The organism is Pseudomonas izuensis (genome assembly GCF_002356535.2).
GTDB classification, from domain to species: Bacteria; Pseudomonadota; Gammaproteobacteria; order Pseudomonadales; family Pseudomonadaceae; genus Aquipseudomonas; species Aquipseudomonas izuensis.
Map to the genome: position 1 here is coordinate 1,304,595 of NZ_AP017423.2, position 21,755 is coordinate 1,326,349.

21 protein-coding genes are annotated in these 21,755 nt (G+C 61.0%); 11 read left to right on the forward strand and 10 right to left on the reverse strand.

Annotated features, from left to right (window positions below; genetic code table 11):
* Nucleotides 1–132 precede the first annotated feature (132 nt).
* Both LAB08_RS05835 and LAB08_RS05840 read left to right on the forward strand, forming a co-directional pair.
* A complete protein-coding gene (locus LAB08_RS05835) occupies nt 133–411 on the forward strand; it encodes a DUF1145 domain-containing protein (protein WP_096513104.1) in 279 nt (92 codons plus the stop codon).
* The gene (locus tag LAB08_RS05840; protein WP_096513103.1) at nt 404–1,162 is read left to right on the forward strand and encodes a hypothetical protein; all 759 of its coding nucleotides are present in this window, start codon (nt 404–406) and stop codon (nt 1,160–1,162) included. Before LAB08_RS05835 ends, LAB08_RS05840 begins: the two co-directional genes overlap by 8 nt.
* 51 nt (nt 1,163–1,213) lie before the next feature.
* On the opposite strand, the gene LAB08_RS05845 is transcribed toward LAB08_RS05840, so the two are convergent.
* Entirely contained in the window at nt 1,214–1,678 is a 465-nt protein-coding gene (locus LAB08_RS05845; protein ID WP_096513102.1) for a CopD family protein, read from the reverse strand.
* A gap of 99 nt (nt 1,679–1,777) precedes the next feature.
* Here LAB08_RS05845 and dinG point away from each other — a divergent pair, with 99 nt between their 5' ends.
* The 5 genes from dinG (at nt 1,778) to pdxH (ending at nt 9,679) form a co-directional block, all read left to right on the forward strand.
* Nucleotides 1,778–3,922 carry an ATP-dependent DNA helicase DinG gene (dinG, locus tag LAB08_RS05850; RefSeq protein ID WP_096513101.1) on the forward strand — a complete coding sequence of 715 codons (2,145 nt, stop codon included), beginning with the start codon at nt 1,778–1,780 and terminating at the stop codon, nt 3,920–3,922.
* 95 nt (nt 3,923–4,017) lie between these two features.
* Nucleotides 4,018–6,531, forward strand: a complete 2,514-nt coding sequence (locus tag LAB08_RS05855; RefSeq protein ID WP_096513100.1) for a beta-galactosidase — start codon at nt 4,018–4,020, stop codon at nt 6,529–6,531.
* Nucleotides 6,532–6,756: 225 nt separating this feature from the next.
* Nucleotides 6,757–7,902: a serine hydrolase domain-containing protein gene (locus LAB08_RS05860; RefSeq protein WP_096513099.1), complete on the forward strand. Its 1,146-nt coding sequence runs from the start codon at nt 6,757–6,759 to the stop codon at nt 7,900–7,902.
* 115 nt (nt 7,903–8,017) lie between these two features.
* Entirely contained in the window at nt 8,018–9,007 is a 990-nt protein-coding gene (locus tag LAB08_RS05865) for an OmpA family protein (protein WP_096513098.1), read from the forward strand.
* A gap of 24 nt (nt 9,008–9,031) precedes the next feature.
* On the forward strand, nt 9,032–9,679 hold the full coding sequence (pdxH, locus tag LAB08_RS05870) for a pyridoxamine 5'-phosphate oxidase (protein ID WP_096513097.1): 648 nt from the start codon (nt 9,032–9,034) through the stop codon (nt 9,677–9,679).
* A 6-nt stretch (nt 9,680–9,685) separates the two neighbouring features.
* On the opposite strand, the gene LAB08_RS05875 is transcribed toward pdxH, so the two are convergent.
* Nucleotides 9,686–9,922 carry a hypothetical protein gene (locus LAB08_RS05875; protein WP_096513096.1) on the reverse strand — a complete coding sequence of 79 codons (237 nt, stop codon included), beginning with the start codon at nt 9,920–9,922 and terminating at the stop codon, nt 9,686–9,688.
* Between the two features lie 174 nt (nt 9,923–10,096).
* Here LAB08_RS05875 and LAB08_RS05880 point away from each other — a divergent pair, with 174 nt between their 5' ends.
* On the forward strand, nt 10,097–10,561 hold the full coding sequence (locus tag LAB08_RS05880; RefSeq protein ID WP_096513095.1) for an outer membrane lipoprotein: 465 nt from the start codon (nt 10,097–10,099) through the stop codon (nt 10,559–10,561).
* A gap of 119 nt (nt 10,562–10,680) precedes the next feature.
* Here the strand turns inward: LAB08_RS05880 and nhaA are convergent, their stop codons facing one another.
* On the reverse strand, nt 10,681–11,868 hold the full coding sequence (gene nhaA, locus LAB08_RS05885) for a Na+/H+ antiporter NhaA (protein ID WP_096513094.1): 1,188 nt from the start codon (nt 11,866–11,868) through the stop codon (nt 10,681–10,683).
* A 240-nt stretch (nt 11,869–12,108) separates the two neighbouring features.
* On the opposite strand from nhaA, the gene LAB08_RS05890 reads away from it, so the two are divergent.
* Nucleotides 12,109–13,203: a PLP-dependent cysteine synthase family protein gene (locus LAB08_RS05890; protein WP_096513093.1), complete on the forward strand. Its 1,095-nt coding sequence runs from the start codon at nt 12,109–12,111 to the stop codon at nt 13,201–13,203.
* 125 nt (nt 13,204–13,328) lie between these two features.
* On the opposite strand, the gene LAB08_RS05895 is transcribed toward LAB08_RS05890, so the two are convergent.
* Together LAB08_RS05895 and LAB08_RS05900 are read right to left on the reverse strand one after the other, a co-directional pair.
* Complete coding sequence (locus LAB08_RS05895) at nt 13,329–14,942, reverse strand: NAD(P)/FAD-dependent oxidoreductase (protein ID WP_096513092.1); 1,614 nt, start codon at nt 14,940–14,942, stop codon at nt 13,329–13,331.
* 95 nt (nt 14,943–15,037) lie between these two features.
* Nucleotides 15,038–15,703 carry a COG3650 family protein gene (locus LAB08_RS05900; RefSeq protein WP_096513091.1) on the reverse strand — a complete coding sequence of 222 codons (666 nt, stop codon included), beginning with the start codon at nt 15,701–15,703 and terminating at the stop codon, nt 15,038–15,040.
* Between the two features lie 215 nt (nt 15,704–15,918).
* On the opposite strand from LAB08_RS05900, the gene LAB08_RS05905 reads away from it, so the two are divergent.
* Entirely contained in the window at nt 15,919–16,248 is a 330-nt protein-coding gene (locus LAB08_RS05905) for a hypothetical protein (protein WP_254007501.1), read from the forward strand.
* A gap of 35 nt (nt 16,249–16,283) precedes the next feature.
* Here the strand turns inward: LAB08_RS05905 and LAB08_RS05910 are convergent, their stop codons facing one another.
* Nucleotides 16,284–16,880, reverse strand: a complete 597-nt coding sequence (locus LAB08_RS05910; protein WP_096513089.1) for a short chain dehydrogenase — start codon at nt 16,878–16,880, stop codon at nt 16,284–16,286.
* Between the two features lie 105 nt (nt 16,881–16,985).
* Here LAB08_RS05910 and LAB08_RS05915 point away from each other — a divergent pair, with 105 nt between their 5' ends.
* Nucleotides 16,986–17,894: a LysR family transcriptional regulator gene (locus LAB08_RS05915; protein ID WP_096513088.1), complete on the forward strand. Its 909-nt coding sequence runs from the start codon at nt 16,986–16,988 to the stop codon at nt 17,892–17,894.
* Nucleotides 17,895–18,088: 194 nt separating this feature from the next.
* On the opposite strand, the gene LAB08_RS05920 is transcribed toward LAB08_RS05915, so the two are convergent.
* The 4 genes from LAB08_RS05920 to livH are packed head-to-tail and all read right to left on the reverse strand — an operon-like array spanning nt 18,089 to nt 21,731.
* A complete protein-coding gene (locus LAB08_RS05920; protein ID WP_096513087.1) occupies nt 18,089–18,790 on the reverse strand; it encodes an ABC transporter ATP-binding protein in 702 nt (233 codons plus the stop codon).
* Nucleotides 18,791–19,558 carry a high-affinity branched-chain amino acid ABC transporter ATP-binding protein LivG gene (livG, locus tag LAB08_RS05925; protein ID WP_096513086.1) on the reverse strand — a complete coding sequence of 256 codons (768 nt, stop codon included), beginning with the start codon at nt 19,556–19,558 and terminating at the stop codon, nt 18,791–18,793.
* Complete coding sequence (locus tag LAB08_RS05930) at nt 19,555–20,811, reverse strand: high-affinity branched-chain amino acid ABC transporter permease LivM (RefSeq protein WP_096513085.1); 1,257 nt, start codon at nt 20,809–20,811, stop codon at nt 19,555–19,557. The genes livG and LAB08_RS05930 overlap by 4 nt, the downstream gene beginning before the upstream one ends.
* Nucleotides 20,808–21,731 carry a high-affinity branched-chain amino acid ABC transporter permease LivH gene (livH, locus tag LAB08_RS05935; protein ID WP_084321765.1) on the reverse strand — a complete coding sequence of 308 codons (924 nt, stop codon included), beginning with the start codon at nt 21,729–21,731 and terminating at the stop codon, nt 20,808–20,810. The genes LAB08_RS05930 and livH overlap by 4 nt, the downstream gene beginning before the upstream one ends.
* Between the last annotated feature and the right edge of the window lie 24 nt (nt 21,732–21,755).

Genomic DNA, 21,755 nt, shown 5'->3' on the forward strand with positions numbered 1-21,755 from the left:
CGTCGGGTGAAAAAATGTATCACTGCGACGGCCGTTCGGCGGCCTTCATGAAGAATTTTCGTTTGCCCTCTGGCTTATCCCGCGTGGAAGCCGTTACTGTGCGCGCAAACAATAATTCTCATCGGGGGGCGTATGAAGGTGCTATGGGGGCTGGGCAAGCTGTTGACCCTGCTGTTCTGGTCGGTGGTGCTGGTCAATCTGCTCACGCCGTTCGTCTATCCGCTTTATCTGCTGGTCAACCTGGCCGGCGGCCTGTTGGTGGTTCTCCATCTTCTTGAAGCGCTGCTGAGTTTTCGCACCCTCCGGGGTCGCGCCCACCCTTGGCTCGATCGCCTGAAGATCGTGATTTTCGGCGTTTTCCACCTGCAAACCATTCCGGCTCCCACCGCACCGAAGGCTTCCCATGCGTAAACTCTGTCTGCTCGCCGCACTCATCAGCCCATTGGCCTTCGCTCAGGTGGTGAGTGTTGAAACCAACTCGCTGATGCGTCTGCCAAACACTGCCAGCACATTGCAGCTGGACCGCCTGGAAGTGGCTGATTACGGCACATTGCTGATTCCCTCGAACGTGACTGAAGTCACCGTCGCCGAACTGCGCCTGGGGCGTGATGCGCGGATCGCGATCGTACCCGGTGAACAGGCGCTGGAGCTGAAAATCAGCCGTGCCCAGTTGTCCGAGGGCAGCCAGATTACCGCTCGCGGTGCACCGGGCACTTATCAGAAGGCCGCCCGCTCCGGGCGCAATCTGAATCTTCAGATCAAGGCCCTGAACGCACCGCAATTGCTGGTGGACGCTCGCGGCGGTGCGGGGGCGCCGGGTTTTGTCGGCCTCGATGGGGCCAACGGCCAGGCACCGGGTTGCACCTGGGGCCAGGCGGGGCACGGTGCCGATGGCAGCGACGGCAGTGACGGCCAGCCAGGGGCACCGGGGGCCTTGGTCAAACTGGCAGTGCCGCGCGACTACCCGGCAGAACAGATCAAGGTCCAAGTGGCCGGCGGTGCCGGTGGCCTGGCCGGGCCTGGCGGCAAGCCGGGGGCGGGCGGTAAGGCCAAGGGCTGCATTATCTATAAAGCCGATGGCGGCAAGAGCGGTAAACCTGGCGCCGATGGGCAACCGGGGCCTGCTGGGGCAGCGGGTTCGGTGACGGTGCAGCGGTTGTAAGCATTATCTGAATTGTGTGGCGCCTGATCGAATGTCTTCGCGGGCAAGCTTTTAGAAGGTCGGCCGAACCGCAGCAACTACCACAACCACCAACCCCACCAGCAAATTAATCCCCACCACCCTGCGAATCCTCCCCAGCACCGCCGCTCCCACCGGCCAATCCTGCGCATCCACGGCTGTGCGCAATTCCGGCAGCATCAACGCTTGTATCCGGATGAACAGCGCCGTCATCACCACATACAACCCCATCATCACTTCCACATAACGCGGCGCGTTCTCAAAGCCGGTGAAGTGCAGATTCAGCATGCCTACACCGCTGACGGGCAAGAGCACCACTGCCACCCACACCCAGCGGAAAAAACCTTGAAACACTTCCAGCCACAGCTTCAGTCGAGCGGGGCCCTCCAATGCCTTCAAGGCCGCGGGGCGTAAGACCATCCAGGCGAAAAACATGCCGCCCACCCATACGAGCGCGGCGAGGACATGCAGGCTATAAACAAGACTGAAAGCGGTCATTGAGGTACTCCGTTCTGCGCGGGATTCATTAGCGGGGTATGATAGCGACCCATCCGAACTACTGAAAATTTATCCAGCGTTTTTTGCGCCCGACAATCCATGATCAGCACTGAACTCAAAACCACGATCCAGGGCGCCTACTCGCGTTTTCTCGAAGCCAAGAGCCTCAAGCCGCGCTACGGCCAACGCCTGATGATCGCCGAAGTCGCCAAGGTCCTCGGTGATATCGACACCGACGATGAAGGCCGGCGCAGTGGCGAGCCCGCGATTGTCGCGGTAGAGGCGGGCACCGGTACCGGCAAGACCGTGGCCTACAGCCTGGCGGCCATCCCCACCGCCAAGGCTGCCGGCAAGCGCCTGGTGATCGCCACGGCCACCGTCGCCCTGCAAGAGCAGATCGTCTACAAGGATCTGCCCGACCTGATGCGCAACAGCGGGCTGAATTTCAGTTTCGCCCTGGCCAAGGGGCGTGGGCGCTACATGTGCCTGTCCAAGCTCGACATGCTGCTTCAGGAAGGCCACGCACAAACCGCTACGGCGCAGCTGTTCGAAGAAGAAGGTTTCAAGATCGAGGTCGACGAGGCCAGTCAGAAGCTGTTTACCAGCATGATCGAGAAACTCGCCGGCAATAAATGGGACGGCGACCGCGACAGTTGGTCCACTGCCCTGGAGGACGCTGACTGGGCGCGCCTGACCACCGATCACAGCCAGTGCACCAACCGCCATTGCCCGAACTTCGGTCAGTGCGCCTTCTACAAGGCCCGCGAGGGCATGGGCAAGGTCGACGTGATTGTCACCAACCATGACATGGTCCTGGCCGACCTGGCCCTGGGCGGCGGTGCGGTGCTGCCGGATCCGCGCGACACCATCTATGTGTTCGACGAAGGCCATCACCTGCCGGACAAGGCCATTGGCCACTTCGCCCATTACACGCGCCTGCGTTCCACCGCCGACTGGCTGGAAACCACCGCCAAGAACCTCACCAAGCTGCTGGCCCAGCACCCGCTGCCAGGGGATCTGGGCAAGCTGATCGAGCAGGTGCCGGAGCTGGCGCGGGAGATCAAGACCCAGCAGCAGTTCATGTTCACCGCTTGCGAGCAGATCGCCGATTTCAAGCCCGGCGAAGACGTTGAGGGACGGGAACGCCCACGTCATCGTTTCGTCGGCGGCGTGATCCCCGAGCACATGCGCGAAATGGGCATCGAACTGAAGAAAGGCTTTGCCCGCCTGACCGACCTGTTCACCCGGCTCACCGACCTGCTCAAGGAAGGCATGGACGGCGAGGTCAACATCGGCATCGCCAGCAACCAGGCCGAAGAGTGGTATCCGTTGTTCGGCAGCCTGTTGTCCCGCTCTTCGGGCAACTGGGAGTTGTGGACCGCCTTCACCGTCGAAGACCCGGAAGACAACCCGCCCATGGCGCGCTGGCTGACCCTGGCCGAAAGCGGCTCGCTGTTCGACATCGAGGTCAATGCCAGCCCGATCCTCGCGGCGGAAATGCTGCGACGCAACCTGTGGAATGTCGCGTATGGCTGCCTGGTGACTTCGGCGACATTGACCGCCCTCGGCACCTTCGACCGCTTCCGCATGCGTGCCGGCCTGCCGAAAAAAGCCGTGACCGCCGTGGTCCCGAGCCCCTTCCATCACGCCGACGCCGGTGTGTTGCGGGTGCCGAACCTCAATGCCGACCCCCGGGATGCGGCAGCGCACACGGCGGCGATCATCCGCGATCTGCCGGAACTGGTCGAAGGCTCGCGGGGCACGCTGGTGCTGTTCTCTTCGCGCAAACAAATGCAGGACGTGTTCGACGGCCTCGACCGCGACTGGCGCAAGCAGGTGTTCATTCAAGGCAACCTGTCGAAACAGGAAACCCTGAACAAGCACAAGGCGCGGGTCGATGGCGGCGATTCGAGCGTGTTGTTCGGCCTGGCGAGTTTTGCCGAAGGGGTCGACTTGCCTGGTGCGTATTGCGAGCACGTGGTGATCGCCAAGATCCCGTTCTCGGTGCCCGATGATCCGGTCGAAGCGGCGCTGGCCGAGTGGATCGAGGCTCGCGGAGGCAATCCGTTCATGGAAATCTCCGTGCCGGACGCCTCGCTGAAGCTGGTCCAGGCCTGTGGTCGCTTGCTGCGGACCGAAGAGGACCGCGGCACCATCACCTTGCTCGACCGACGCCTGGTGACCCAGCGCTATGGCAAGGCGATCCTCAATGCGTTGCCTCCCTTCCGCCGAGAAATTTCCTGATACACCGGTGGGCAAATCTGCCCACCGCGTTGTCTATCTCTCTGCCATCGCTTTTCCACTGGCCCATTGAGGTCGTTAGGGAGAATTTCGTTCTCATGATTCGCCGTTCGCTGCGCCGTTCGTTACCTGCCGTTTTCGCCCTGTTGTCCGCAACGCCCTTGCTGGCTGCCCCCGCAGCCCAGCAGACGCTGTTCAACTTTGTGCGCCCCGCCGATGTGGTCCAGGTGGCGACACAAGATGCCAGCCTGCCGCAATCCAACGCCGAGCAAACCCCGGAAGGCGAAGTGCTGCGTCGGGTGACGTTCAACCCGGTCGCCCGGCCGACGCTGCGCCTGAGCCCGCAGACCGGGGTCTGGGACTGGTCGCAATCGGGTGTCATGAGCCTGCGGATCCAGAGTGCCATGAACTGGGCCGTGACCTTGTACGTGACCCTCCAGAGCAACGATGGCAAGACACTGGTCAGTCGTGTCGACCTGCCGGCCGGCCCCGCGCAAACCCTGCTGGTGCCGTTGCAACCGACCTCACCGCTGAGCCAGGGGATGAAGGCCGGGCCACCGATGCCGATGACGGTCGATGGCCAACGCATCCTGCTGGCCAGCAGCGCCGGTGAGCTGGACCGCAGCCAGGTGGTGTCGGTCAGCGTGTGGATGGATCAGCCGAAGGCCGCCCAGAGCATTTTGCTGGAGCGATTCGGCGTGCAGGACGGCGAAGCTGTGACCCACGCCGTTTACGGCGGGTTGATGGATGCGTACGGGCAATCGGCCCGGGCCAAATGGCCGGAAAAAGTCAGCAGTGATGAACAACTGAAAGGCGCGGCGGCCAAGGAGCAGCAACAGCTCAAAGCCTGGCTGGCCGAGCGCGAGAAGTCGTCGCTGGACAGGTTCGGTGGCTGGACGCAAGGCCCGGCGTTCAAGGCCAGTGGTTTTTTCCGTACGGAAAAACGCGATGGCCGTTGGTATCTGGTCACACCGCAAGGGCACCCGTTCTATTCGCTGGGGATCAACACGGTCGCTGCGGACGTCAATCAGACCTATACCGCCGGACGCGAATGGATGTTCGAATCCCTGCCCAAGGCCGACGAGCCGCTGGCCAATCACTTCGGTGAAGGGGATAACCGGGGCGGCAACGGCGTCGATCTGGGACGGGGTTTCAATTTCGGTCGTTGGTACGACTTCTATGGCGCTAATCTGCAGCGTCTGTACGGTGACCCTTGTGCGCTGGGCAGCAATACAAAGGCCGGTGTTGCCGAGGCAGCCAAGGCTGACGCGGTACAGGCAACGGCAGAGAAGGCCGCCGAGCAACCGATCGTGCCTTCGACTGCCGAATCCGGTGTCGCCGAAGCGGCGAAGACCGGCGCGGTCGATGCGACGGTGGCGAAAGCGGCTGAGCAAACGCCGGCAGCACCCTGCAAGGCAACCTTCGATGAGCAACGCTGGGCCAGCCACACCCTCGACCGCCTGCAAGCGTGGGGTTTCAACACGGTCGGCAACTGGAGCGCCCCGGCACTGGGCGACGCCGAGCGCGTGCCGTACACCTTGCCGCTGTCGATCGTCGGCGATTACGCCAGCATCAGTACCGGCAACGACTGGTGGGGCGCCATGCCCGATCCGTTCGACCCGCGTTTCGCCATGGCCACCGAACGCGCCGTGGCCATCGCCGCCCGCGACCATCGCGACGATCCTTGGCTGATCGGTTATTTCGCCGACAACGAGCTGGCCTGGGCCGGCCCCGGCGACGATCCGAAAGCCCGCTATGCCCTGGCCTACGGCACGTTGAAAATGACCACCGACGTACCGGCCAAACGCGCGTTCCTCAAGCAGTTGCGTGACAAATACCGTAACCAGGCGGGTCTTTCCAAAGCCTGGGGTATCGATCTGCCTGCCTGGGAGTTGATGGAAGACCCCGGTTTCGTGCCGCCGCTGCCAAGCGCTGAACACCCGGAAATCGAAGCCGACTTCAAATACTTCCAGAAGGTCTTCGCCGACACCTACTTCAAAACCATTTCCGATTCGCTCAAGTGGCACGCGCCGAACCAATTGCTGCTCGGTGGCCGCTTTGCCGTCAGTACCCCGGAAGCCGTTGAGTCCTGCGCCCAGTATTGCGATGTGTTGAGCTTCAACATGTACACCTTGCAACCCCAGGACGGTTATGACTTCGCCCAATTGCGCAGCCTCGATAAACCGGTGCTGATCACCGAGTTCAATTTCGGCTCGACCGATCGCGGTCCGTTCTGGGGCGGCGTGACGCAACTGCCGAAGGAAGAAGACCGTGGCCCGGCCTATGCGAACTTCCTCAAACAAGCGCTGAGCGAACCGTCGATCGTCGGCGTGCACTGGTTCCAATACCTCGATCAACCGGTGACCGGACGCCTGCAGGATGGCGAAAACGGCCACTTCGGTCTGGTGGGCATAACCGATCTGCCATTCCAGGGCTTTGTCGACAGCGTGCGCAAGAGCAACCTGGCAGCCGTCGATCAGTTGAGCAAAGAGGCGCAGAAGGCGGGCGCTGAAACCAGTCACAACACCGAGGGCGGTCGCAAGGCCGAGGCCGGCAAAGGCCCGGGGAAAGGCACCGGAAATGCGGGTGGGCATTCCGGTAAAGGCCATTAAGAACTAATACCGCGTCATCGTTCTTCGCGAGCAGGCTCGCTCCCACAGGCTTTACGCCGAACCATTGTGGGAGCGAGCCCGCTCGCGAAAGCGTCGGTACAGACACCCAAAAAAACTGATCATTTCCGAGGGCGATTTACCGCCCGGCCCGCCCCTGTTCCCAAAACCCTCAAGGGCTGGAACAATGCGGGCCACTTTGTCGAGCGTTTATCCGGGGAGTTGCGGGTGCAGATTCAGGGTCATTACGAGCTTAGATTCGAGGCTGTGCGTGAGGCGTTTGCGGCGCTGTTCGACGACCCTCAGGAGCGTGGCGCGGCGTTGTGCATCCGCATCGGCGGCGAAACCGTACTCGACTTGTGGTCCGGCACCGCCGACAAGGACGGCGCCGAGGCCTGGCATAGCGATACCATCGCCAACCTGTTCTCCTGCACCAAGACCTTCACCGCCGTCACCGCCCTGCAACTGGTGGCCGAAGGCAAGCTGCAACTGGATGCCCCGGTTGCCCGCTACTGGCCAGAGTTCGCCGCGGCCGGTAAAGAATCCGTGACCCTGCGCCAACTGCTCTGCCATCAGGCCGGTCTGCCGGCGTTGCGCGAGTTGCTGGCTCCCGAGGCGCTTTACGACTGGCAAACCATGGTCGACGCCCTGGCGGCCGAAGCCCCCTGGTGGACGCCGGGTGAAGGCCACGGCTATGCGGCAATTACCTATGGCTGGCTGATCGGCGAGTTGCTGCGGCGTGCCGACGGTCGCGGGCCGGGTGAATCCATCGTGGCCCGGGTGGCCAAGCCTTTGGGGCTGGATTTCCACGTCGGCCTGGCCGATGAAGAATTTTATCGTGTGGCGCACATCGCCCGCGGCAAGGGCAACGTCGGCGATGCCGCGGCTCAACGCTTGCTGCAAGTGACAATGCGCGAGCCGACCGCCATGACCACCCGCGCCTTCACCAACCCCCCATCGGTGCTGACCAGCACCAACAAACCGGAATGGCGGCGCATGCAGCAACCGGCGGCCAATGGCCACGGCAATGCCCGCAGCCTGGCCGGGTTTTACGCCGGCCTGCTCGATGGCAGCCTGCTGGAAGGGGAAATGCTCGACGAGCTGACCCGCGAGCACAGCCTGGGCGAGGACAAGACCTTGCTGACCCGGACCCGATTCGGTCTGGGCTGCATGCTCGATCAGCCAGATGTGCCCAATGCGACTTTCGGCCTTGGCCCGCGCGCATTCGGTCATCCGGGCGCAGGTGGCTCTATCGGTTTTGCTGACCCTGAGCACGATGTGGCTTTCGGTTTTGTGACAAATACACTGGGGCCGTACGTCTTGATGGATCCGCGCGCACAAAAGCTTGTGCGGGTACTGGCCACTTGTCTGTAAATCCCGCTTAAAGGTCCCAGGTCCGGAACCCGAAAGCCTTTTCAGTTTCAAATCATCTGTTTATGCAGGCCTGACCGGCCTGTTTATTTTTTGACTTCATTTTTGTGGATATCCCATGTCAACCAAACCAACCCTCGCCTTGGCACTGTGCTTCGCTATCACCGGTTGCGCGCAGAATCCGAAAAGTGATGCGGACGGCGGCAGCTGGTGGCCGTTCAGTTCCTCCGACAAAGTCGCGACCAAGGAGCCCGCTCCGGCACCTTTGAAGCCAGCGGCGACCGCTCCGGTGGCCAAGGCTGACGCCGAGAGCGGCGGCAAGTGGTGGTGGCCGTTCGGCGGCAAAGATCAACCCGCTGCCAAAGCTGTACCGATGCCGGACCCGAAAGTGACCCAGGCTTGGCTCGATGACTACGAACCACGTCTGCGCACGGCGATCAAGGACAGCAACCTGCAACTGGAACGCCGTGAAAACGTGCTGGTGGTGACGGCGCCCGTCGAAGGTTCGTTCAACCCGGATCGCCCGGCCATGCTGCTGCCGGTCACTCTCGGCCCGTTCACCCGCGTGGCGAAAATCCTCGAAGCCGACCCTAAAACTGCAGTGCTGGTGCTCGGCCATAGCGATACCTCGGGTTCCGCACCGGCCAACGTGAAGCTGAGTCAGGAGCGTGCACAAGCCGTGGCGGCGATCTTCCGTCTCAGCGGTCTGCAACGCGATCGCCTGATGCTGCGCGGTATGGGCGGTGAAGCCCCGCGTGCCGCCAACGACAGCGTTGAAGGGCGTGCATTGAATCGTCGCGTGGAACTGTTGGTGACCCCGCAAAACACCATGGTCGCATTGCTGAGCAAGTACAACATGCCGGCCCCGGCGCCTGTGCACATGGTCGCAGCCCAGGATGCCAAGCCGGTTGCCAAGCCTGTGACCCCGGCACCAGCCGATGCGAAGAAAGCGGCAGCTCCGGTGGCGAAAAAAGCGCCGGCCAAGAAAGCGGCCAAGGCTCCAGCCAAGAAAACGCCGGCTAAAACCGCGACGCCAGCGAAAAAGACTGCACCGGCCAAAGCCGCTGTCGACACCAAAAAAGTCGCCGCCGATACTGTAAAGCAGTGATTCGTTAACCAAAAGGAATGCGTCATGACCAAGGCACTGGCCGATATGCGCCGCGATTACACCCGTGACGGCCTGACCGAGGCGCAAGCCCCGGCCGAACCGTTCGCGCTGTTCCACCAATGGTTCGCCGACGCGGTGAAAACCGAACAGGCACCCGTGGAAGCCAACGCCATGACCTTGGCCACTGTCGATCAGGACGGTCGACCGCATTGCCGCATCCTGCTGCTCAAGGGCCTGGATGCCCAGGGCTTTACCTTCTTCACCAACTACGACAGCGCCAAGGGGCAGCAACTGGCCGCGAATCCCTTCGCGGCCATGACCTTTTTCTGGCCGACCCTGGAACGCCAGGTGCGCATCGAAGGGAAGGTGGTGAGGGTAACGCCTGAAGAGTCTGACGCTTACTATCAGGTTCGCCCGCTGGGCAGTCGGATCGGTGCCTGGGCTTCACCGCAGAGCCGGGTAATTGCCGATCGCGCCGAGCTGGAAAGTCTGCTCAAGGATACCGAGCAACGTTTCAGCGATTCCCAGCCTCACTGCCCTGAACACTGGGGTGGTTATCGCCTGTTGCCGGAGCGCATCGAGTTCTGGCAAGGCCGTCCGAGCCGCCTGCATGATCGCCTTAACTATCGTTTGCAGGGTGCCGACTGGATTCTTGAGCGTCTGGCACCCTGAAACAGCCTACCGGTCGGGATAACCTGCCGCAGCGGCTTCCAGCCATTGCGGCAAATCTCGACGCTTGATCTTCTGCGCTCGAGCGTTTTCCAGTTGCTGGAGCATGAACGCTTTTTTGCATTCATCGCCCCCGGCCAGCGCCAACGCCAGGTCTCGATCCATCCAGCGTCTGATCCGCACGTACAGCCATCCGTGAAAATACAGACCGGCAACAGTCGTGACGACAATGATAAAGTAATCCATGAAATTCCTGTGCCAGCAGCGCAAATTGCATGATTTGCCGCTACCGTGTGATGAATTCGTGAAGGGACCTGTACCCTGTACAAGCCCTGAATCAAAGCAATTTTATCCGGGCGACGCCGTGACAGGCGTCAAGCTGCGGAGTTTAATGATTACTTGTCCTTTGGAGTTGATGCTATGCGTAAGTCTGTTCTGCTGGTTGCTTCCTTTTCCACGATGGCGATGTTGCTCACCGGCTGCCAATCGAGCCTGACCGGTGACTCCTACTCCCGTGACGAAGCGCGTCGCGTGCAGACCGTTCGCATGGGCACCATCGAAGCATTGCGCCCAGTGAAAATCGAAGGCACCAAAACCCCAATCGGCGGCGCAGCGGGTGCTGTCGTCGGCGGTGTCGGCGGTAGCGCCATCGGTGGCGGTAAAGGTAGCATCGTCGCCGCGGTCATCGGCGCAGTCGCCGGCGGCCTGGTGGGCTCGGCGGCCGAAGAAGGCCTGACCCGTACCCAAGGTGTGGAAATTACCGTACGCGAAGACGACGGCAGCATGCGTGCCTACGTGCAACAAGTGCAGCCAAACGAAGTGTTCCGTGTGGGTGAGCGTGTGCGGATCTCCTCTGTTGATGGGACCAGCCGCGTTTCGCACTAAGCGGGAACACGGGTAAAAGAAAACCCCGATCAGGTGACTGGTCGGGTTTTTTTTCGCCTGTAGAAAAAGAGGGAGCCTTGGCTCCCTCTCTTCTGAACGATGGGCAAACTCGCTTGTGACTATGTGGCTTGAAGCGCGCTTTTGCGACTCGCCGCCGCCGTCACCGCATAACCGATCAGCGCCGCCAGTATCGAACCGGTCAGAATCCCCATCCGGTCCATCCCGGCGTATTCGCTGGCGCCCGGGACGAAGGCCAGGGAACCGACGAACAGGCTCATGGTGAACCCGATGCCGCAGAGAATCGCCACGCCCAGTACCTGACCCCAGTTGGCGCCTTGGGGCAGGGCGGCGATGCCAGTTTTTACCGCCAGCCAGGTCAGGCCGAACACGCCGAGGGTCTTGCCCAGCAGCAGGCCGACTGCAATGCCCATCGGCACGTGATGGGTAAAGCTTTCGACGGTCACGCCGCTCAGGGACAGGCCGGCGTTGGCGAAGGCAAACAGCGGCAGAATGCCGTAGGCCACCCATGGATGGAGGGCGTGTTCCAGGGTTAGCAAGGGCGACGGTTCGGCGTTTTTCGTGCGTAGCGGAATGCAGAAAGCCAGGGTCACGCCCGCCAGCGTGGCGTGCACACCGCTCTTGAGTACGCAGACCCAGAGGATCAGGCCAATGATCATGTACGGCCCGAGCTTGACCACACCGAGCCGGTTCATGCCGATCAGCGCCGCGATGCAGGCCGCGGCCAGCACCAGGGAAAGGGTCGACAGCGCACCGGAATAGAAGATCGCGATGATGATGATCGCGCCGAGGTCGTCGATGATCGCCAGGGTCATCAGGAACAGCTTCAGCGACACGGGAACCCGTTTACCCAGCAGCGCCAGCACACCGAGCGCGAAGGCGATGTCGGTGGCGGTCGGGATCGCCCAGCCGCTCAGGGCCGGCGGGTTGTCACGGTTGAGGAACCAGTAGATCAGTGCCGGTACCACCATGCCACCAATGGCGGCGGCGCCGGGCAGGACGATTTGCGAAGGCTTGGACAGCTGTCCGTCGAGGACTTCGCGCTTCACTTCCAGGCCGATCAACAGAAAGAACAAGGCCATCAGACCGTCGTTGATCCACAGCAGCAGCGGCTTGGCGATCTTCAATGCACCGATCTGGGCCACCACGGGCGTGTCCAGCAGGCCGTTGTACAGCCACGACAACGAGGAATTATTGATGATCAAAGCCAGAATGGCCGCGGCGATCAATAACAGACCGCTGGCAGCTTCCAACTGAAAGAAACGCGTGAAAGTGCTACGCAGAGGCAAAGTCGCTCTCCATCGATGAGTTCAAAAAGGTGGGACACCCTAACCCGTACCCTTAGAAGTTAAAACAAAAGTTATATTCTTTTTTGTTATATGTCGTTACAAGCCGCTTTCCACGAACGGACCTGAGCCTAGCAGTTGCCGGGCGTATTGGACCGTAGCTGTACCTGTGCGCGATGTAGGATTTTTCCTAAGCTTGTTGATTGAGCCAGACTCCTGCCCGATTCAACGAGATCATCAACTATGAGCGACAACCGACAGTGGGCCCGCGAAGCCATCCGGATCATCGAAGCCGACTTTCAGCGCAGCGCCGACACCCACCTGATCCCCTTGCCGCTGCCGGGTTTCCCGGGCATCGAGTTGTACTTCAAGGATGAATCCAGCCATCCCACCGGCAGCCTCAAGCACCGTTTGGCCCGTTCGTTGTTCCTGTATGCGTTGTGTAACGGCTGGCTCAAACCCGGTGCGCCGGTGATCGAAGCCTCCAGCGGTTCGACGGCGATTTCCGAAGCGTATTTCGCCCGGTTGCTGGGCGTCCCGTTCATTGCGGTGGTGCCGGCCAGCACGTCCAAGGAAAAAATCGCACAGATTGCGTTCTACGGTGGCCAGACCCATCTCGTGGATGATCCGACGCAGATCTACGCCGAGTCCGAACGACTGGCACGAGAACATGATGGGCATTACATCGACCAGTTCACCTACGCCGAGCGCGCCACCGACTGGCGGGCGAACAACAACATTGCCGAATCGATCTTCCAGCAGATGCGTTTCGAAAAGTATCCGGAGCCGAGCTGGCTGATCTCCAGCCCGGGCACCGGCGGCACCACGGCCACCCTGGGGCGTTACGTGCGCTACCGCCAACATTGCACCCGCGTACTGTGTGCCGATGCCGAGCGTTCGGTGTTCTTCGATTACTACCAGACCGGCAATGCCAGCCTGCGCCTGGATCACGGTTCGCGAATCGAAGGCATTGGCCGACCGCGGGTGGAAGCATCGTTCCTGCCGAAGGTGATCGACGCGATGGTCAAGGTGCCGGACGCGTTGTCGCTGGCGGCCATGCACTACCTGGCCGAGCGATTGGGGCGACATGTCGGCGGTTCGAGCGGAACCAACCTGATTGGCGCACTGATGGCGGCGCAACAAATGGCGGCGGCGGGGGAGACGGGATCCATCGTGGCGATCCTGTGCGACAGCGGCGAGCGCTATGCCACGACGTATTACGATCAGAAATGGCTCAAGGCCGAGGGGTATGAGTTGAGCGGTTTGATGGCGGTGGTGGCAGCGAGTGTCGAGCAGGGCGTGGCGCTGCCGGCCAGTGTGTTGCGCGCCAATATCTAAGAACTTTCAGGCACTGAAGTCCCCGTGTGGGAGCGAGCCTGCTCGCGAAAGCGGTAGATCATTCAACATCTCTGTTGGATGACACTCCGTCTTCGCGAGCAGGCTCGCTCCCACAGGGATTTGTATCAGGCTTCGAGACCGAGGATGTCCCGCGCCACAGCTTCCGCAATCCGAATCCCGTCGACACCCGCCGACAGAATTCCTCCCGCATAACCCGCGCCTTCACCCGCCGGGAACAAGCCCTTCACGTTCAGGCTCTGCAACGATTCGTTGCGGGTGATCCGCAGTGGCGACGAGGTGCGGGTCTCGATCCCGGTCAACACCGCATCGTGCAGTGAGTAACCGCGAATCTGCTTCTCGAACGCCGGCAAGGCTTCGCGAATTGCTTCGATGGCGAAGGCCGGCAAGGCCAGCGCCAGGTCGCCCAGGGCAACGCCCGGCTTGTACGACGGTTCAACGCTGCCCAGTTCGGTGGACGGCTTGCCGGCGATAAAGTCGCCGACCAGTTGCGCCGGCGCTTCGTAGCTGCTGCCGCCCAATACGTAGGCGTGGGACTCCAGGCGTTCCTGCAACTCGATACCCGCCAGCGGACCGCCCGGATAGTCAACCTCCGGGGTAATGCCGACGACAATGCCGGAGTTGGCGTTGCGTTCGTTACGCGAGTACTGGCTCATGCCATTGGTGACCACGCGGTTCGGCTCGGACGTCGCCGCCACCACGGTACCGCCCGGGCACATGCAGAAGCTGTAGACCGAGCGACCGTTCTTGGCGTGATGCACCAGCTTGTAATCGGCGGCACCCAGTTTCGGGTGACCGGCGTACTTGCCCAGGCGCGCGCGGTCGATCAGCGACTGCGGGTGCTCGATACGGAAACCCACCGAGAACGGTTTGGCCTCCATGTACACGCCACGACCGTGAAGCATGCGGAAGGTGTCCCTGGCGCTGTGGCCGAGGGCCAGGATCACGTGTTTCGAATGGATTTGCTCGCCGCCGTGAAGTTCGACGCCGACCAGTTGCCCGTCTTCGATCAGTACGTCGGTGACCCGCTGCTGGAAGCGCACTTCACCGCCGAGGGCGCGGATCTCTTCACGCATGTTTTCCACGACACCGGTCAGGCGGAACGTACCGATGTGCGGTTTGCTGACGTAGAGGATTTCTTCCGGCGCACCGGCCTTGACGAACTCGTGCAGGACTTTGCGACCCAGGAATTTCGGGTCCTTGATCTGGCTGTAGAGCTTACCGTCAGAGAATGTCCCCGCGCCGCCTTCGCCGAATTGCACGTTCGACTCGGGGTTGAGCACGCTTTTACGCCACAGGCCCCAGGTGTCCTTGGTGCGCTGGCGCACATCGGGGCCGCGTTCGAGGATGATCGGCTTGAAGCCCATTTGCGCCAGCAGCAGGCCGGCGAAAATGCCGCAGGGTCCGAAGCCAACGACGACCGGACGCGCGCCCAGGTCGGCCGGCGCCTGGCCGACCATTTTGTAGCTGACATCCGGCGCCACGTTGACGTTACGGTCATCGACGAACTTGTGCAGCACCGAGGCCTCGTCGCGAACGTTGAGGTCGATGGTGTAGATGAAGCACAGTTCGGAGGATTTTTTACGCGCATCGTAGCTGCGCTTGAACAGGGTGAAGTCGAGCAAGTCATCGCTGGCGATGCCCAGGCGCTGCACGATGGCAGGACGCAGGTCTTCATCGGGATGATCGATCGGCAACTTGAGTTCGGTGATTCGTAACATGGCGGGATCCGGTTCGCGGGGCGCATAACTGCGCCAGGGCGTTTGAAGCCGGCGATTATAAGCCGCAATGAACCGGTCCCGTGAGGCCTAAACGATCAGTCGTCGCGCGATCCGCCGAAATACCCGCAACCGCGTTGCACCTGGCCGTCGATTCGCAGTTCGGCAGTCATGTGCTGAATGCTGCCGGTGCTACTGTCGACGCAACGTTGCGGTGCGACCCACAGTTCGATGTGCTGATTGTTGGCTTCGGTGCTGAGATTGAAGCGGCCATCGCCCAGTTGCTCTTCGACGTAGGGCACCGCCAACGGCGGCTGGCCGGCGCGGTCGATGACCATGCCTTTGCCGCTGACTCTTAGGCTCCACTCGGGAGCATGGCCGGCAGCGCGCAGAATCAGCAGTTTGAAGTTGGGATCGTCACAGGCGTTGCCGGAGCGTTCGACGCGGTACAGCTGTTCGAGGTCGAGCTGCCCGTCACCGGAGCCGGAAACGATCCGCCCGCGCACATCGGCAAACAGTTTGCCCTGGGCATCGGCCAGGCTCGCGGCCTGTTGCAGGACGCTGGTACCCCCCGTGTCATTGACCGCATAACGATGTTGCTCGCCGCACGGCTGGAACAACAACTTGCCGTCGGCGGCGCTCAACTGGCCTTGCATGCGGGTCTGGCCGACATGGGAAGCGCTTTCACGCGCACCGTCGAACAACTGGCATGCGGCGAATAACGGAACCAGGGCAACAAGGACTAAGGAACGGGCAACGCGCATCTTGGGGTCTCCTGACAAGTGCCGCCACGTTACTCAGACTGACCGTTCATCACAACCCATGAGTGGGTTTGTCGTGGTTTCTGACGCCGTTCTAGAAACATTCGGCTTTACTTCAGGCAACAGAGCGAAAGGTATTTGGACGTAACCTTGTCGACTTTTTCGTTGCGAGAGGTGTTATGAGGGGATCAGGCAAACTGCTTTTTGTGGCATTGGGAATGATGGCGGCGCTGCCCTCTCTGGCGGCAGACATCGATTTTTCGTCCAGGTCGGACTTTACCGAAATGAGCCTGGAGCTCAAACGGGTCGATGATCCGAATCCGCAATCCATTGGGCTCAAGGTCACCCTGAGCCCTGAGGCGCAACGCCGTCTGGAGCAGGTGACGAGTCAGGAAATGCATCAGCGTTTGCGGCTGTCCATCAATGGCGTTCTGGTCTCGACCGCGACGATTCAATCGGTGATCAATGGTCCCGGTCTGGCGATATCCGTACCGCGCGCGGTAGCCGGCAAGCTGGTTCCTACACTGCTGGAACCCCCGGCATCCTGATGCGACGCTGAGTCAGCGCCGCACCTTGGGGTTGTTCAGATGTGAAAGGTCTGGCCTGTCTGCAAGCCTTCGACACTTTTTGCGTAGGCCAATGCCACATCGGCTGCCGGAACCGGTTTGAAGCCACGGAAGTAGGGTGCGTATTTGCCCATGGCTTCGACCAGTACGTTGGGGCTGATCGAATTCACCCGCAAGCCGCGAGGCAATTCAATGGCCGCGGCACGAACGAAGCTGTCCAGTGCGCCGTTGACCAGCGCTGCCGAGGCACCGCTGAGGATAGGGTCGTGGCTGAGTACGCCAGTGGTGAAGGTAAACGACGCGCCGTCATTGGCGTACTCGCGGCCGATCAGCAGCAGGTTGACCTGGCCCATCAACTTGTCTTTCAGGCCCAGGGCAAAACTCTCTTCGGTCATTTCGGCCAGTGGGGCGAAGGTCACGTTGCCGGCGGCGCAGATCAGCGCATCGAACTTGCCGGTTTGCTCGAATAGCTTGCGAATCGAGGCGCTGTCGCTGATATCCACCCGGAAATCACCGCTGTTGCGGCCGATGCGGACGATTTCGTGGCGTTGGGACAGTTCCTTGTCGATTGCCGAACCGATGGTGCCGCCTGCGCCGATCAAAAGAATTTTCATGTTGCCGTTCCTCCACGGGTTTGAATGTGGCTTCAGTTTAGTGTGGTTTTTTTCACTGATAAGCGCGCTAATAGGCAACCTTTGGTTTTCAAATGGAAACAATCCATGAGTGAAATGGATGATCTCGCGGCGTTCGCCGTGCTGGTCGAAGCGGGCAGTTTTACCTTGGCTGCGCAGCAACTCGGGTGCAGCAAGGGACAACTGTCCAAACGCATCAGCCAACTGGAAGCGCAGTTTTCCGTGGTGTTGCTGCAACGCACCACGCGGCGCTTGAGCCTGACGGCGGCCGGTGCTGCGCTGTTGCCGCAGGCGCAAGCACTCGTAGTACAAGTGGAGAGGGCGCGTCAGGCTTTGGCGCGGCTGAAGGACGACATGGCCGGTCCGGTGCGTATGACTGTTCCGGTATCGCTGGGGGAAACCTTCTTCGATGGCTTACTGCTGGAATTTTCGGCCAGGTACCCCGAGGTGCAAATCGAGTTGGAGCTCAATAACAATTATCGCGAACTGTCCCGCGACGGCTTCGATCTGGCGATTCGTTCCGATGTAGCCAATGACCAGAGACTGGTGGCACGCCCACTGTTGGCGTGGCACGAAATGACCTGCGCCAGCCCGGCCTATCTGGAGCAGTTCGGTGAACCGCAGACACCCCAGGCGTTGATCGAACACCGATGCCTGCTCAACAGCCATTACAGCGGTCGCGAAGAATGGCTCTATCACCAGCAACACGAATTGTTGCGGGTGCGGGTGTCCGGACCGTTTGCCAGCAACCATTACAGCTTGCTGAAGAAGGCTGCACTGGCCGGCGCCGGCATTGCCCGTTTGCCGTCCTACCTGTTGCCGATGGAATTGGCTGACGGGCGTTTGCGTTGGCTCCTGCGTGATTATCAGACCCGGAGCATGCCCATGTACCTGGTGCATCCGTATCAGGGCGGGTTGCCGAAACGCACGCAGGTGCTGGCGGATTACTTGATGGGGTGGTTCAAGCGCAGTGGGGAGGCGCTGGATCGGCTGTAACTGTAAAACATGACACTGCACAAAACCTGTGGGAGCGAGCCTGCTCGCGAATCTGGATTGTCAGATACATCAATGTTGAACATCCCACCGCTTTCGCGAGCAGGCTCGCTCCCACAGGAGGGCTACGTCGTTGTTGCGATTGTGGCAGGCAAAAAAAACGGCCCGAAGGCCGTTTTTTTGTTTACCGCAAAGGCTTAGCCACCGAGGTACGCGTCACGTACTTTCGGATCGGTCAGCAGCGCTTCACCGGTGCCTGTCATCACCACCCGGCCGTTCTCCAGAACATAGGCGCGGTCAGCGATTTTCAGCGCCTGGTTGGCGTTCTGCTCGACCAGGAACACCGTTACACCGTCCTTGCGCAGTTGTTCGATGATGTCGAAGATCTGCTGGATGATGATCGGTGCCAGGCCCAGCGACGGCTCGTCGAGCAGCAGCAGCTTGGGCTTGCTCATCAGTGCACGACCGATGGCGAGCATTTGCTGTTCGCCGCCGGACATGGTGCCGCCGCGCTGGTTGAAGCGTTCTTTCAGGCGCGGGAAAAGTCCGAGGACTTTGTCCATCTGTTCCTGATAGTCGCCTTTCGCGGTGAAGAAACCGCCCATGGAGAGGTTTTCTTCCACGGTCAGACGGGCAAACACCCGACGACCTTCCGGGACCACGGCGATGCTTTTGCGCATGATCTGCGAGGAGTCCTGGCCAACCAGTTCCTCACCCATGTAGCGGATGCTGCCGCTGTGGGCCCGAGGCGAACCGCACAGGGTCATCAACAGCGTGGACTTGCCGGCACCGTTGGCGCCGATCAGGGTCACGATTTCGCCCTGGCGGACTTCGACGTTGACGCTGTGCAGCGCCTGGATCTTGCCATAGAAGGTGGAAACGTTTTCGAACTGCAGCATTTACGCTTCCCCCAGGTAGGCTTTGATCACTTCAGGATTGTCGCGGATCTGTTCCGGCGTACCGTCGGCCAGCGGCGTGCCCTGGTTGATCACGACGATGTGGTCGGAAATGCTCATGACCAGTTTCATGTCGTGCTCGATCAACAGCACGGTGACATTGTGCTCTTCGCGCAACACGCTGATCAGCGCCTTCAGGTCTTCGGTTTCCTTCGGGTTCAGGCCGGCGGCCGGTTCGTCGAGCATGAGGATCCGCGGGCGGGTCATCATGCAGCGGGCGATTTCCAGGCGTCGTTGCTGACCGTAGGCCAGGGTGCCGGCAGGGCGGTTGGCGAATTCCTTGAGGTGAACCTTTTCCAGCCAGTACTCGGCGTACTCCATGGCCTCGCGTTCGCTTCTGCGGAACGACGGGGTCTTGAACAGACCGGACAGGAAGTTGGTGTTCAGGTGACGGTGCTGGGCGATCAAGAGGTTCTCGACCGCGGTCATGTCCTTGAACAGCCGTACGTTCTGGAAGGTGCGCACCACGCCTTTGAGGGCGATCTTGTGGCCCGGCAGGCCTTCGATCGGCTCGCCGTCCAGCAGGATGCTGCCGCCGCTCGGCTTGTAGAAGCCGGTCAGGCAGTTGAACACGGTGGTCTTGCCGGCGCCGTTGGGGCCGATCAAGGCAACCACCTGTTTCTCTTTCACGCTCAAGGCAACGCCGTTGACCGCCAGCAAGCCGCCGAAGCGCATGCTCAGGTTTTCTACTTTAAGGATCTCGCGGCTCATTTGCGCAGCTCCATGTGAGGACGTTGCATGGGCAGCAGACCCTGAGGGCGCCAGATCATCATCAGTACCATCAAGGCACCGAACATCAACATGCGGTACTCACTGAACTCACGCATCATTTCCGGCAGCAGGATCATCACCACGGCCGCGAGCACCACGCCCAGTTGCGAGCCCATGCCGCCCAGGACAACGATGGCCAGAATGGTCGCCGACTCGATGAAGGTGAAGGATTCCGGTGTCACCAGACCCTGACGCGCGGCGAAGAAGCTGCCGGCGAAACCGGCGAAGCACGCACCCAGGGTGAAGGCCGAAAGCTTGATGATCGTCGGGTTCAGACCCAGCGCACGGCAGGCGATTTCATCTTCACGCAGCGCTTCCCAGGCACGACCCAGGGGCATGCGCAGCAAGCGGTTGATGACAAACAGCGCGAACAAGGCCAGGAACAAGGCCACCAGGTAAAGGAAAATCACCTTGTTGATCGAGTTGTATTCCAGGCCGAAGTACTCGTGGAACGTCTGCAGGCCTTCGGCGGCTTTACGTTCGAAGGTCAGGCCGAAGAACGTCGGTTTCTCGATGTTGCTGATGCCGTTCGGACCGCCCGTGAGGCCGGTCAGGTTGCGCAGGAACAGACGGATGATCTCACCGAAGCCCAGGGTCACGATCGCCAGGTAGTCGCCACGCAGGCGCAGGACCGGGAAGCCGAGCAGGAAGCCGAAAGTGGCCGCCATCAGGCCGGCGATCGGCAGGCAGATCCAGAAGCTCAGGCCGTAGTAATGCGACAGCAACGCATAACTGTAGGCGCCGACGGCATAGAAGCCGACATAACCGAGGTCGAGCAGACCGGCCAGACCGACCACGATGTTCAGGCCCAGGCCGAGCATCACATAGATCAGTACCAGTGTGGCGATATCCACCGCACCACGGGAGCCGAAGAACGGCCAGACCAGCGCACCGATGATCAACGCAATGATGATCCAGCGCTGGGTGGTTGGCAGGGTCAGGAAGTTACTGGCCTTGGCCGGCATGACCGGCAGGTTGGGCGAGGATTTCCAGGCCGCGCTGATCTGCTGGTCGAACAGCACACGCAGGAACATCAGCACCGAGCACACGGCGATGGTGATCAACGTGGCGTCGCTGGTGCCATGGACTTCGAGGTTGATGCCGACGATGGTCAGCTTCAGACCCAATACCGGGTAGGCCACGGCCCACACCAGCAAGGCGCTGAACAACGCCTGTTTAAGATTCCTAGTCATACTTTCTCAACCTCCGGACGGCCCAGCAGGCCGGTTGGCCGGAACAACAACACCAGAACCAGCAGGCCGAACGCCACGACGTCCTTGTACTGGTCGCCGAAGATATCGGCACCGAAGGCTTCCGCCACCCCAAGCACGATCCCGCCGAGCATGGCGCCCGGAATGCTGCCGATACCGCCCAGTACCGCTGCGGTGAAGGCCTTGAGGCCGACCAGGAAACCGGCGTTCGGGTTGATCACGCCGTATTGCATGCTCAGCAGCACGGCCGCGATGGCCGCCAGGGCGGCACCGATGACGAAGGTCAGGGCGATGATGTTGTTGGTGTTGATACCCAGCAGGTTGGCCATCTTGATGTCTTCGGCGCAGGCGCGGCAGGCACGACCCAGGCGAGAGCGGGAGATGAACAGCGTCAGGCCGAGCATGGCGACCAGGGTCACCACGAACACCACGATTTGCATGTAGGAAATCAGCACTTCATGTGCGCCACCTGGCCCGATGGCAAAGTTGCCCGGGATCAGGTTGGGAATGGATTTGTCCTTGGAGTCTTGCGCCAACAGAACCGTGTTCTGCAGGAAGATCGACATACCGATGGCAGAAATCAGCGGAATCAGACGGTTGCTGCCGCGCAAGGGGCGGTAGGCAATCCGTTCGATGCTGTAGCCGTAGGCACTGGTGACGACGATAGTCGCCAGGAAAGCGGCGGTCATCAACAGCGGAACACTGTCGAGTCCCAGCATGGCCAGTCCGGCGATGGCGATGAACGCCACGTAGGAGCCGATCATGTACACCTCGCCGTGGGCGAAGTTGATCATTCCAATGATGCCGTAAACCATCGTATAGCCGATGGCGATCAGGGCATACGTGCTGCCAATGGTCAGACCATTAACCAGCTGTTGGAAGAAGTGATAGATGTCAGGCATTACAGCGCTCCTAAAAACCTGATA

Bases quoted from the DNA above. Each gene is read 5' to 3' on its own strand.
- LAB08_RS05855 (WP_096513100.1), top strand. From the start codon at position 4,018: ATGATTCGCCGTTCGCTGCGCCGTTCGTTACCTGCCGTTTTCGCCCTG.
- LAB08_RS05900 (WP_096513091.1), bottom strand. From the start codon at position 15,703: ATGCGCGTTGCCCGTTCCTTAGTCCTTGTTGCCCTGGTTCCGTTATTC.
- LAB08_RS05895 (WP_096513092.1), bottom strand. From the start codon at position 14,942: ATGTTACGAATCACCGAACTCAAGTTGCCGATCGATCATCCCGATGAA.
- LAB08_RS05915 (WP_096513088.1), top strand. From the start codon at position 16,986: ATGAGTGAAATGGATGATCTCGCGGCGTTCGCCGTGCTGGTCGAAGCG.
- LAB08_RS05865 (WP_096513098.1), top strand. From the start codon at position 8,018: ATGTCAACCAAACCAACCCTCGCCTTGGCACTGTGCTTCGCTATCACC.
- dinG (WP_096513101.1), top strand. From the start codon at position 1,778: ATGATCAGCACTGAACTCAAAACCACGATCCAGGGCGCCTACTCGCGT.
- LAB08_RS05845 (WP_096513102.1), bottom strand. From the start codon at position 1,678: ATGACCGCTTTCAGTCTTGTTTATAGCCTGCATGTCCTCGCCGCGCTC.
- LAB08_RS05930 (WP_096513085.1), bottom strand. From the start codon at position 20,811: ATGACTAGGAATCTTAAACAGGCGTTGTTCAGCGCCTTGCTGGTGTGG.
- pdxH (WP_096513097.1), top strand. From the start codon at position 9,032: ATGACCAAGGCACTGGCCGATATGCGCCGCGATTACACCCGTGACGGC.
- livH (WP_084321765.1), bottom strand. From the start codon at position 21,731: ATGCCTGACATCTATCACTTCTTCCAACAGCTGGTTAATGGTCTGACC.
- LAB08_RS05920 (WP_096513087.1), bottom strand. From the start codon at position 18,790: ATGCTGCAGTTCGAAAACGTTTCCACCTTCTATGGCAAGATCCAGGCG.
- livG (WP_096513086.1), bottom strand. From the start codon at position 19,558: ATGAGCCGCGAGATCCTTAAAGTAGAAAACCTGAGCATGCGCTTCGGC.
- LAB08_RS05890 (WP_096513093.1), top strand. From the start codon at position 12,109: ATGAGCGACAACCGACAGTGGGCCCGCGAAGCCATCCGGATCATCGAA.
- LAB08_RS05875 (WP_096513096.1), bottom strand. From the start codon at position 9,922: ATGGATTACTTTATCATTGTCGTCACGACTGTTGCCGGTCTGTATTTT.
- LAB08_RS05880 (WP_096513095.1), top strand. From the start codon at position 10,097: ATGCGTAAGTCTGTTCTGCTGGTTGCTTCCTTTTCCACGATGGCGATG.
- LAB08_RS05910 (WP_096513089.1), bottom strand. From the start codon at position 16,880: ATGAAAATTCTTTTGATCGGCGCAGGCGGCACCATCGGTTCGGCAATC.
- LAB08_RS05835 (WP_096513104.1), top strand. From the start codon at position 133: ATGAAGGTGCTATGGGGGCTGGGCAAGCTGTTGACCCTGCTGTTCTGG.
- LAB08_RS05840 (WP_096513103.1), top strand. From the start codon at position 404: ATGCGTAAACTCTGTCTGCTCGCCGCACTCATCAGCCCATTGGCCTTC.
- LAB08_RS05905 (WP_254007501.1), top strand. From the start codon at position 15,919: ATGATGGCGGCGCTGCCCTCTCTGGCGGCAGACATCGATTTTTCGTCC.